This window comes from Bradyrhizobium sp. 23 (assembly GCF_023073295.1).
GTDB classification, from domain to species: Bacteria; Pseudomonadota; Alphaproteobacteria; order Rhizobiales; family Xanthobacteraceae; genus Bradyrhizobium; species Bradyrhizobium canariense_D.
This window is the reverse complement of record NZ_JADPJF010000041.1, coordinates 7649-18361: the sequence shown is the minus strand read 5'-3', so window position 1 is coordinate 18361 and position 10713 is coordinate 7649. Positions and strand designations below refer to the sequence as shown.

10 protein-coding genes are annotated in these 10713 nt (G+C 60.5%); 2 read left to right on the top strand and 8 right to left on the bottom strand.

Going from position 1 to position 10713, the window contains the following annotated elements:
- The 3 genes from IVB32_RS09605 to IVB32_RS09595 form a co-directional block, all read right to left on the bottom strand.
- Positions 1–1933, bottom strand: a 1933-nt coding sequence (locus tag IVB32_RS09605; protein ID WP_247410253.1) for a DUF4082 domain-containing protein, incomplete at its 3' end; no start/stop codon positions are given.
- A 321-nt stretch (positions 1934–2254) separates the two neighbouring features.
- Positions 2255–2497 (bottom strand): phosphopantetheine-binding protein, encoded by a 243-nt coding sequence (locus IVB32_RS09600; protein WP_247370077.1) that lies wholly within the window; start codon positions 2495–2497, stop codon positions 2255–2257.
- Positions 2484–4358 carry an HAD-IIIC family phosphatase gene (locus tag IVB32_RS09595; protein WP_247410251.1) on the bottom strand — a complete coding sequence of 625 codons (1875 nt, stop codon included), beginning with the start codon at positions 4356–4358 and terminating at the stop codon, positions 2484–2486. The genes IVB32_RS09600 and IVB32_RS09595 overlap by 14 nt, the downstream gene beginning before the upstream one ends.
- Before the next feature lie 142 nt (positions 4359–4500).
- Here IVB32_RS09595 and IVB32_RS09590 point away from each other — a divergent pair, with 142 nt between their 5' ends.
- Positions 4501–5112 carry a GNAT family N-acetyltransferase gene (locus tag IVB32_RS09590; protein ID WP_247370071.1) on the top strand — a complete coding sequence of 204 codons (612 nt, stop codon included), beginning with the start codon at positions 4501–4503 and terminating at the stop codon, positions 5110–5112.
- Positions 5113–5223: 111 nt separating this feature from the next.
- Here the strand turns inward: IVB32_RS09590 and IVB32_RS09585 are convergent, their stop codons facing one another.
- Positions 5224–5970: a methyltransferase domain-containing protein gene (locus IVB32_RS09585; protein ID WP_247370068.1), complete on the bottom strand. Its 747-nt coding sequence runs from the start codon at positions 5968–5970 to the stop codon at positions 5224–5226.
- A gap of 277 nt (positions 5971–6247) precedes the next feature.
- Complete coding sequence (locus tag IVB32_RS09580) at positions 6248–7300, bottom strand: hypothetical protein (RefSeq protein WP_247370065.1); 1053 nt, start codon at positions 7298–7300, stop codon at positions 6248–6250.
- 341 nt (positions 7301–7641) lie between these two features.
- Between IVB32_RS09580 and IVB32_RS09575 the strand changes: the two genes are divergently transcribed.
- Complete coding sequence (locus tag IVB32_RS09575; RefSeq protein ID WP_247410258.1) at positions 7642–7821, top strand: hypothetical protein; 180 nt, start codon at positions 7642–7644, stop codon at positions 7819–7821.
- A gap of 255 nt (positions 7822–8076) precedes the next feature.
- Here IVB32_RS09575 and IVB32_RS09570 read toward each other — a convergent pair whose 3' ends face one another.
- The 3 genes from IVB32_RS09570 to IVB32_RS09560 are packed head-to-tail and all read right to left on the bottom strand — an operon-like array spanning position 8077 to position 10692.
- A complete protein-coding gene (locus IVB32_RS09570; RefSeq protein ID WP_247370062.1) occupies positions 8077–8709 on the bottom strand; it encodes a hypothetical protein in 633 nt (210 codons plus the stop codon).
- The gene (locus IVB32_RS09565; protein WP_247370059.1) at positions 8706–9848 is read right to left on the bottom strand and encodes an ERF family protein; all 1143 of its coding nucleotides are present in this window, start codon (positions 9846–9848) and stop codon (positions 8706–8708) included. Before IVB32_RS09565 ends, IVB32_RS09570 begins: the two co-directional genes overlap by 4 nt.
- On the bottom strand, positions 9832–10692 hold the full coding sequence (locus IVB32_RS09560; RefSeq protein ID WP_247410249.1) for a YqaJ viral recombinase family protein: 861 nt from the start codon (positions 10690–10692) through the stop codon (positions 9832–9834). Before IVB32_RS09560 ends, IVB32_RS09565 begins: the two co-directional genes overlap by 17 nt.
- Positions 10693–10713 lie beyond the last annotated feature (21 nt).

Sequence of the window (10713 nt, the reverse complement as noted above, 5' to 3'; positions counted from 1 at the left end):
CGACACTCATCACGACGTCCGCCATAGCGATCGAGGCGGGTGAGTCTTCGTCGACGATGGTTACGAGCACAGTGCGTGGAGCCCCGAGGGAGCCGGAGCCGGGATTTTGAAGGCCGATGGCGAACGTTTCGTTGCCTTCGGTCAGTTGATCGTTGACGATCGGGATGGTGAAGCTCTTCGTGCTCTCGCCCGGTGCGAAGACGATCTGGCCGGTGTTCGCCCGACCGTTGAAGGTGGGCTGGATGAAGTCCGATCCTGCCGTCGCGCTTCCGCCGGTGCCGATTTCGTTCGTCGTGTACTCAACGGTGTTTTGAGAACTGAGGTCGCCGGAGCGCACGACGGTGACGGTGGCCGTGCCGGCCGCTTCACTGACATAGATCGTTGAAGTGTTAAAGAGTGCGATGACGTTGGATGGGGCGAACACGACGTCGCGGAAATAGTTTGCATTCTGATAGACGTTGGTGGGGAAGACGCCCGCGGTGTAGTCGAAGACGCCGGCGCCGACCGGAGCGTTCAAGCCACCATTGTTGGCGCCAAATGCAAAGCCCTGCGTGGTGGAGACGTAGTAGCTGTTGATATTGACCGAAACCACATAAGTCGTGCCGGCTGTGATGGTGAGCGGCGTGGAGAGCGCCGCCTGCTGCCAGCCCGATGTGCCTTCGTTGGTGAACGTGACCGTCGCTAGCTCCTGGCCCGTTGCCGACCAGATGTGGCCGACATGGGTGCCGGTCTCGTTCGAGGCCTTGTAATATCGGATCGCCTGGATCACGCCGGAAGTGTCGCTGGTGAAGCGCATCCCCAGCTCGTAGTCCGCGCCGACCCCGTCGGTCGCGTTGGTGATGGACGGCGTCTGGGTGGTAAACAAAGTGGTGGTGGTGCTCGCAGCTGTAACCGTCGCCGTGGCTGCGCTGGTTGGGGTCTCGCTGCCGCCGAGCAGGTCGGTGTAGGTAGCACTCACACGGATCCGCTTGCCGACCAGGCTGCTGTCGAGGGTGAGACTGGAGGTCGTGGCAGCGAGGTTCGTCCAGGTGGTGCCGTCGGTGCTGCTCTGCCAGCGATAGGTGATGCTCGCCGGGACGCCGTCAGGATCGGTGACGCTGGCCGCCAGTGTCTGGTTCTGGGACGCCGTGCCGCTGATCGTGACGACGCCGACGTCGTTGACATTGGCCACCGCCGTGGCGGTCGCGGCGCTCACCGGGGTCTCGCGACTGCCCAGTAGGTCCGTGTAGACGGCATTGACACGGATGAAGTTGCCGACCTGGGCTTGGCCGAGGGTCAGCGTGCTCGCCGTTACGCCGGCGATGTTGCTCCATGTCGTGCCGTTCGTGCTTTGCTGCCACTGATAGGTGACGGCGGCCGGCACTCCATCCGCATCGCTCACCGTCGCCGTCAAGGTCTGGTTCTGCGTCGGCGTCCCGCTGACGCTCACCGTACCGGGGTGATTATTGGGATTCGCCGCGCTCGCAGCGAACACGACGTCGCGGAAATAGTTTGCGTTCTGATAGACGTTGGTGGGGAAGACGCCCGCGGTGTAGTCGAAGACGCCGGCGCCGACCGGAGCGTTCAGGCCGCCATTGCTGACGCCAGACGCGAAGCCCTGCGTGGTGGCGACGTAGTAGCTGTTGATATTGACCGAAACCACATAAGTCGTGCCGGCTGTGATGGTGAGCGGCGTGGCGAGCGTCATCTGCTGCCAGCCCGATGCGCTTTCATTGGTGAACGTGACGGTCGCCAGCTCCTGGCCCGTCGCCGACCAGATGTGGCCGATATGGGTGCCGGTCTCGTTCGAGGCCTTGTAGTACCGGATCGCCTGGATCACGCCGGACGTGTCGCTGGTGAAGCGCATCCCCAGCTCGTAATCCGCCCCTGTTCCGTCGGTGGCGTTGGTGAAGACCGGTGTCTGGGTGGTGAACAGAGTGGTGGTGGTGGCCACGTTCTGTACTCCCGGGGCTAGTCAGCGTAATTGCTTGCGATCTAAACTTGCCGCCGACCTATGCGGGTTGCAGCGTCAGCGCGGAGTATTCGTATTAATAAATCAAATAACATAAAAAATAATTAAATAGAAGCTGCATTTTTGCTGTTCGAGAAAAGCCCTCGCGTCAACTTCTGTTGATCTTGAAGGGAGCTGGCGCGTGTCACGAGCGCAGTTCACCACTTTCGCGTGTGTCAATCAGGAGGCAAGCGTGGCCAAAAGCTTCGATGAAGCAGGCGCGTAGCTCGCTTGCCAGCCTCGAACACGCGCGCGATGTTCAGCTTATGACTCCATCCGCTTTGCGATCAGATCGGCGAACTCACCCAGATTTCGGGCCGCCTCGACTTCGCCAACGCGGAAACGTACGCGAAACTTCTGCTCGATGGCGATGACGAGCGATATCTGCATAAGCGAGTCCCACTCCTCGACGTCGGCCGCCGACAGCTCGGGTTTGGCCGCGACCTTCTCGAGGAAGATGCCGTCGAACACCTCCTGCAACTTCCCCAGTACTTCATCTTGCTTCATAAGCCCTCCTGGTCATGCGGATCTTTGTCGAACGCATCTGATACTTGTCCACCTCGAGCTCGAATTCCTTCCGGGCGGCGGAGTCTTCCGTACGTACGAAGCCAAACTCCTCGTAGATTCCGGCAACGATGCCATTTTTTTCCGTCGGAAGATAAATGCCGCGCACTTTTGCGCAGCCGGCGATCTCTGCAAGCCGAAAAATCTCGTTCACGATCTCGTCCTCGACCTGGCGCTTGAGCACGCGGCAGCTCATGAGCCAGGTATCCAGAACGAAGACGCCGGCCTCGATCTTTGCAATGACCACGGAGATGAGCCCGGAATCACCGAACCGATCCTCGAGCCGCATCGTGAAGCTCCGGTAGTCCGGCTTCCCTAGGAGACCGTGGATATCAGTTTCGGATCGACGGACCGTGGTCAGGTTGAACTGGTTGCTGCGCGCGATCAGCTGGGCAATGCGGGGCAGGTCGAGCGAGTCGAACTCCTTGATCGTGCCTCGCATTTCAAGCGAGGCGAGGTAGGCTGGCATGTCGGTTACGCTCGCTGCGAGCTCCGTACGTCGCTGTTCCTGCCTATACTGCGCCGTCCGCCCGAGATCCTCCTCGGTAACGTTCCGTGGCTCGAAATGGCGCCCGGCCTGGAGGCGACCGATGAATTCGGCGGGATCCGGTCCGAGCAGCACACCTTCGACCTGGGGCTGAAACTGGCGCACGATCTCGATCTCCGCCGGGTTGTCGTCGACGAACACGAAGCTGTCGAGGCCAAGGCGGAGTTCATCCGCGATCTGCTGCAGGTTGTCGGACTTCGGGTTCCAATTGGCTTTGAAGGCCGCGCAGTGCTCCAGCCGGAGAATCATCTCGGGATGCTTCTCGAATACCTCGACCGCGCGCGCATGGTCGTTCTTGCTGCATACCGCAAGCAGGACACCGCGTTCGGAAAGCGCGAGGAGGTACTTCTGGAAAGCCTTGAAAGCTTCGCCGCGGGGAGACGAGTCGCCAAGCTCGATTCCTTCGACGCCATCCTCCGCAATCACGCCGCCCCAGAGCGTGTTATCGAGATCGACTGCCAGCACCTTCTTGGGGTCTTGCTTACGGGAGGCGACCAGAAGGCTTAGCTCCTGCGCGACGTCCACCAGAAAATCCGGCGAGCCGAGCTGCTTCGATTCATACCACGCTCGCGCATCCTGTGCGGCCGTGATCCCTCGGCGCGCCGAGAGGAACTCGACGTCGCAGATTTGCACCTCCGCCGGGGCCCGGAGCCCGAGCTCAAGGTTTACCGCCTTGCGGAAACTCCAATCGGCGCCAAGCGTGCGTGAACGAAACGAGCCGAGATCCGGATCGCCGGGCAGCGCGAGATTGGCGAGAATCACCGCCGCACCCGAGCGTGCGATGAAAGTCTGCGCGAGGTTGAGGAGGTGCTCCGCGGCTCCAACTGCAGCTTCCCGCTGGAGTTCCACGGCATCGAGGAGCGAGCCGGAAAACCGGCAGTTTCTCGCGTTCGGCAGAATAAAGGCGAGATCCGGCTTGAAGGCGTATAGCGGGCTCGAGCCGTCGAGTATTTCCGAGACGAAGTTATCGTACTCGCCGAGGAAACGTTCGGACGCGACTCCACGAATAGCCAGGAGATGTTCCACCAATTCGTGCAGCGGATAAAGATTGTAGCCGCCAATCAAGGCGAGGCGGAGTCTTGGCTGGACACTTTCGCCCGTCCGTAGCTTCGCCTTTTTTCGAAGCGTAGAAAGAAAGAACAGCTCGGAAAAACTCGCCGCTTGCCGCGAGCGGGCGGCGAGATGTCCCCAGAATGCGGCGTCGCCTGACAGCGCTAGGGACTTAAGTTCGGCATCATTTACGGGCCGGTCCGGCAAGACGGGTGCAGCAGCGAGAATAGCGAGCCTCCCTCGAGGAGAGCAGCAGCATATGATTGCCTCTCATATTAAATAATGATAACGTTCTGGTCAATTAAGTTAAATATTAAAAATACGGTGAAATCAATAGATGGCGGGGCATATGAAGCTAGAGTTGCCGAGCGCGGGCACGCTTTCCACCAAGGCTGAGAATCTCAAACGACTTCCTGAAGGAAACAATCTTGTCCTCCGCGAGGTCCGGCTGGAGGACTCCCCGCAAATAATCGCTTGGCGAAACGATCCCGTTCTCGGCAAGTTCATGACCCGGGAAAAGCTGACCCTGACCCAGCAGGAAGAGTTCTTCCGAAACTATCAGGCCAGGGCGGACGACTATTATCTCATTGCCGAGTTCAAACGTTCGAGAAAACCGGCCGGCACGGTAGCTATCACGAATCTGGATTTCGCGGCGAAACGCGGGGAAGTGGCGCGGCTGATCGTCGATCCGGGCGCTCGGCTGTTCCTTGCCGAAATATTCGATTTGCTTTTCACGTTCGCGTTCGAGCAACTAGGGCTTTCGGTGGTTCTAGCAAAGGCGCAAAGCAAGAATCGTTCGTCGAAAAACTTTCATATCCGGCTCGGCTTTCAGATTGAAGAGATCGCTCACAACGCGTGGTGGAACGGTGACGACGTAATCACGTTTCGGATGTCGCGCGAGGATTATCCGCGGTTGAAACAAGCTTGGTCGGCGCTCCTCCTCGATGCACGCGAAGACTAACTCTGTACTGGCACGGGAGCTACAATATCGCCCAATTTAGGAGTGCAACGATCTCGAATCAGAGATTGCTTACCTGATGACGATTCCCGGGCTCGCCGACCCTCCGGCTGACTAAACAGCCTCTGCGAGGAAATAGATTGCGGCAGCATAATCTATGGGCAACTCCAGACCAAGATCGAAAAGGCCCTTAAGCTGTCGATCGTCACAATTCGCGAGCAACGCGTTGGGCAACGCTTTGGTGAGCATCCCTTGACGTTCTCGAATCCTGAAGCCGGCATCGATTAGCAAAGTCTCCATCTGGGTATGGGTAAAACAGTGCTTATGGCCGAGCCTACGATCAGAATCCCCAAGCTCAGCCGGGTGCTGAGCCAAGCCCATATGAACCGCCAGCCGGCGATGCAGGCTGGTTGCTTGGGGAACCGCAACAGCCAACAAGCCTCCTCTGGTCAGCCAATGCTTTCGCGCGCGCTCAATCACGGCCTTCGCATTGTCCACGTGCTCGAGAACATAGGTCGCCAAGACGAGATCGAACGGTGTGGCAGGCGTGAAATCCTCGAACATGCTAGGGACGGAGTGCCAGCGTAACGCGCACTCCAATCCTGCAAGTTGGTTCTTCATTCTGTCGAGCAGCGAGGCGGCGCCGTCTACGGTAGTGACATCGCTGTATTTCGCCAACAACATTGGGGTCCACACTTGAAGGCCCACCCCTAGCTCGAGGACACGCCCCTCGACGCTCGGCAGATTCCGAATGACGTGATCGGCAACGAGCATCATGAGTCTTTGATCTACCGAGAGATTGATGGAAGGCGTCAAATACTCGCCGCTGATCTGCTCCAAAAAATTTCGAGAGTTAGCCATAGAAGGTCATCCTTATTGAGCCGCTGAGGAGACTGGAGCTGAAACGGGTGTGGGCAAGACCGGGCCTGCATTCGTAAGCCGCCTCCGGTTTCTCGCATGATTTGATATTCGATTTAAACAATTTGCGGACTGATCTAAATACACTGCCCTCCGATTATTGCTTGTGTAACTGAATCGTGGGCGCCTTCGTATTTTTGCGTGATGCACGACCGTTATTCCGCCCTGATGTATCAGCTTCTTGCAATTCTATTTAGAGCTGTAGTGCTTGCTGTCCGCCCTATGTAACGATCTGCGCGAATCCGTCAGACGAAACAGCTCTGCTGCGCCGAACCCACTCGGCAGCGCGAAGGCCGCCTGCCTGCAGCCTCACGATCGGATCAGGGCCAATCTCCGACAGCAGAATGCCCATGTGCCCCAATGCCGGAGGCGTTGTTGGCCAAGCGCCCAATCCATTTTCTGACAATGCAGTCCGATCCATGTCGCCCCAGAACTGCACAATAATGGCACGACCGGGTGCGCAGGCAGCGAGGTGCGTTGCTTCCGGCGAACGGATGCGCGGCTCAGCCGTCGGACGTAGCGCGACGACGATTGCGTCCCACTCGTCGCAATACACATCCTGGACGTTGTCGAAGATGTCCACGCTCGCTCCGGAGCTCGCGAGACCGGCGCGGAGCGAGTCAACAAAGTCGTTGTCGCACAGCACCGCAATGCGGTTCCTGTAAACGGACAAACCGCAATCATGGAGTTGCTTCACGCACAGCGGACCGAGAAACGAGAAGACATCCACTGACGGGTGACGCTCGTTCACGCCGACAATTGGAATTCCGCGCCGTAAGCATGCTTCCATGTCGAGGTCCTTGGGGCGGAATTCCCAAGCCTCAAACATCAAGGCGATGACGGCCTGCCTTGGCAACTTATCAATGAGCGCGGCGGTAAGAGGCCGAAGATGGCCGCTGTTGGTTACGATATCCGTTTGATGGAGGATATCCGGGGTGATCTGCTCCAAGACGTCGATGCGATCGGCCACGCCGACCGAATCTGCAAGCTCCAGAGTCTGCTGCCTGGCGTCAGCCGGGGTGCCGTGCCGTGTAGGTCTCGTGAAGGCATAGACGTGTTTGGCCCCAGCCATCGCTGCGAGGACGGCCGTCACGGCGTACGCGCCGGTCGCAGCCTCGGTGAGAACTGTTAGTTCCGAAAGGTCCAGGAGAGTGTCCGTAAGGGCCCGGCTCATCAGGGCTCCCAGACGCGGCAGCGAGAATCCTGGGCGGAAGGCCGTATTGAAGCCAGACCGCAATTGCCTGAACGCTGCTCCAGCCTCGATTTGGGTCATAAATTGCCTTTCGCTTCCTCTATTTGGAAAGAGCGGAGCTTTGGTGCGCGGTATGTGTGGCTGCCCAGGGCTCGTTACGCGCTGAACAGGCTTATGAGCGAAGTTAATTCAAAACTAAGTAATTTAAAATTATACTGGATTTATTTTTAGAATGTCAAACGTGCGGATACTGTATTATTCCCGAAAGGGAGGTGGCCCGCTCCTGATGGGACGCAGTCGCGGACATTGGTGCGCGTCGTGTCTCCGTGCATGGCCGCCAGCGAACGCAACGTTGCCACGGGTAGGCTGGTAATTTTCATTGACCGATGATTGCAGGATCACGCCGATGAGCCGCCTTGACAGTGAAGACCTTGAAGAGCTGTGGAAGATTTGCCGCCGTGAGCCCGCCGGTGATGACCTTGTTGCTTTCCACCTATAGGAACTCAGCGGCCATTGTGGTTCGAGCGGAGATTGTGCAAGGCAAAACGGCAAGTGCAGCGGCGGCGGGGGACGGCGGTCCCAACGGCAAGGAGGACGGCTGAAAGTGGCGCCGGCGGCCATAGGCGACCGCCCGCCAGCGCCCGGACCCGTGGCTAGCCAGTCTGGCGGGCTTTTGCCCGGATGAGCGGTTGATAAACAGGTCGTTTAGCTTCTTGCCGGCGCGAAGCTGCGCCTTCAGCCATCGGGCTGCTTGCCGCGGCCGACCCGGTTTCGGCTGGATTCTTAGAGCGTTCAAGTTTGTGGTATTCGAGAGCCTGAAGTAATACGCGCGCGTCCTGCGCTTTTTGGCAGCCGTCCTAGCGTGCGCGGTTCTTTTGCGTGACCCGTACCGGATCTGGAGACGGCGAACCAAATCTAGCGCGGCCGCGCATCGTTCCACCTCCGAGGCGTGGATTCCCGATCTCGCGAAGGAGCAGCATGCGCTTGGTTTGTGCGGCGTTGAGCAGCCCCTCGAACAGGACCAGGACCTCGCGCGCCTGAACGTAGACTTCGGTGGTGATGGCGTGTTGGTCGAAGCCATAGGTCGCAAGCCGCGCGTCGATCTCGGTCGCAGCGACGGGATCACACCGCCAGCTCAGTGCATTCTGCCGCGTGTAGGACTCGGCCTTCGCTTCGAACTCGGAATCGATCCCGACCAGATCGATGCGCCGCAGCGCCGCCTCAACCGCCTTTTGGCGATAGGTCTCGAGCAATTTATGCCGCAACATGCGGTAGCGCTGGATGTCCCAGGACTGTTCGGCGACGTCAATGGCGAGGAGCCATTCGATGGCGGACCGCGGCGCGAGATCGGCAAAGATCGCCTGCCGGAGCGCCTGGTAGTGTTCGAGGTGTTCGCCCGGCAGCAGCAGGGGCGGGGGCGCCAAGGCCTCAAACTCGACCGGCAGCGACGTGACGGTGAGCTCGCGCGCGGTTTGGAACAGACCGTTCATCCGGCGGCCTCCGAATCCAGGTTTGCCGCAAGCGACGCGGCGCTGACGGCGACGTTGGCGGGATCGTGGACGGGGCTCGCCGCCCACAGTTCCTGCGCCACGGGCAACGGCGCGATCTGCAGATTCGCCCACCACGCCCGTTCATTGCCGTGCTGATGCAGCTCCTGGTGATGCGCGCGGCACAGGGGGACAGTGAACTCATCGCTGACCTTGCGGCCGAGCGCCCGGGCTTGAGCGAATTTCAGATGATGGGCATCGCACGGGGTTTGCCGGCACACCAGGCAGGGCTGCCCGCTAACAAACAACAGGTGCGTCTTGCTGCGTTTGCGGGACGGCTCCTTGGGATGGGCGAGCCCGGCCTCGGGTAGCGCTGGCTGCAGTGCGGTCTCGGCGTCAGCTGCAGGCGCTGCTGGCAGGCTTGGCATGCCAATCAAGTCGGCCGTCTGCTCGGTCTGAGCGCGGCCAACGTCCTCAAGCTTGGCCTGATAAGCAGCCTCGACCACCCGGGCATCCGGCTCCTGCAGGCTGTTCTTGAGCGGGAGGCTCGCCATGGCCCAGCTGAGCAGATCGGTACTGGCAGGCAGCGCTTCGAGCTGGCGCAACAGCTGCTCCCGGAGTGCGGCGGACTCGCGCGGCCGCAGCACCGGGGCACGGTTCAGAGCGCCCTTGCCGGGCGAGGCCTTGAGGTTAGGTGGTGCGGGGGGACCAGCGGCCGCATCAGGGGCGTCAAGATCATCCTCGCCGGCGATCCCGACCAGCGCGAACAGGGCATAGCGTCGGGCGTAGGTGAGCGCCGCGCCCATCCGGTGCGGCGCCTCGATGTCCCGTGCGGCGCAGACCGGCCAGTCCGAGGAGATCCATTCGCCGGAGGAATGGGCGAGCAGGGTGGTGAGATGGATGTGGCCGGTGCTGCCCTCGACCCGGGTGCTCTGGATGGCGGCGATCTCCTGCTGGCTTAAGGTCTTGCGCACGATGTCGAGGCCCGAGGCCAGCGAGGCGTAGCGAAAGGTGCGGTCGTCATCGCGCAGAAATGGCGAGCGAATCTGAGCGGTCAGGGTTTTTTCCGGATTGGTTAGTTCGGCTTGCGCGCGGGCCAAGGCTGCTGCGATCGCTCCGATATGCTCACTGGCCCGGTGCATGGACGGCCTCCATTTCAACCGGATCAAAGCTGATCGCGCCGGCCTTGGAGCGCTTGGCGCGAATGCCGTGGCCGAACGCTTCCTTGGCATCCTCGGGCAGCAGCTTCTTGAGTTCGGTCTTGGCCAGTTCGTGCTCGCTATGGGCCTCGCGGGTGCGCAAATAGGTCGCCGCGCATTCGGCCCACAGATTGGATGCGGTCATGTCGACCACCTTCACGGCGGCCAATCGCGGCCGAGGCGTCTCGATCCCGAACAGCAGCGGCGGCTCGCCGCTCTGCACGCAGCGCCAGAACTTCTTTTCGGCCGTGAGCAGCAGGTGCTGGTACAGCGGATCGGCAAGCACGGTGATCTCGACCCACTTGCCGCCGCCGGTGATGATCGAGAGCACCGCGGCGCGGGCGGCGACCACCCACATGTTGTGCTGCAGCTGCGCCATGTGCTTGTCGGCCGCGGCCTCTTCGCTAAAAGCCCAGGGCAGCATGAACTTCGCCTCGAACACCGCGCCGGTCGGCGCGACGATGCCGTCCAGGGTGGCCGCCATCCAGGCATGGACGGGGTGCTGCACCCGCTTCTGGATGTCGGTGATCACATACCCGGTGGCGTTCTGGTACCAGCTGCGGTTGAGGTCTTCGGTGGCACTGCCAAGCTGGACGATCAGGTTGCGCGACAAATCTTGCGGCAGGACCTCGCCGCGTTTTTCCTGCCACAGGCGCATGAGCTCGTCCTGGTCCTGGCCCATGATGATGCGCACATCCGAGCCGCCGATGAAGGCGCGCCGGTCGTGGCGGTTGAATGTGATGACGGAGCGGGGCGCCGCGGCGCCGTCGGTTGCAATCGTGGTCACCGGTCTCTCCTGGGTTGACGC

Excerpts from the sequence above, each read along its gene's own strand:
- IVB32_RS09600 (WP_247370077.1), bottom strand. The coding sequence starts at position 2,497 with ATGAAGCAAGATGAAGTACTGGGGAAGTTGCAGGAGGTGTTCGACGGC.
- IVB32_RS09590 (WP_247370071.1), top strand. The coding sequence starts at position 4,501 with ATGAAGCTAGAGTTGCCGAGCGCGGGCACGCTTTCCACCAAGGCTGAG.
- IVB32_RS09585 (WP_247370068.1), bottom strand. The coding sequence starts at position 5,970 with ATGGCTAACTCTCGAAATTTTTTGGAGCAGATCAGCGGCGAGTATTTG.
- IVB32_RS09580 (WP_247370065.1), bottom strand. The coding sequence starts at position 7,300 with ATGACCCAAATCGAGGCTGGAGCAGCGTTCAGGCAATTGCGGTCTGGC.
- IVB32_RS09570 (WP_247370062.1), bottom strand. The coding sequence starts at position 8,709 with ATGAACGGTCTGTTCCAAACCGCGCGCGAGCTCACCGTCACGTCGCTG.
- IVB32_RS09565 (WP_247370059.1), bottom strand. The coding sequence starts at position 9,848 with ATGCACCGGGCCAGTGAGCATATCGGAGCGATCGCAGCAGCCTTGGCC.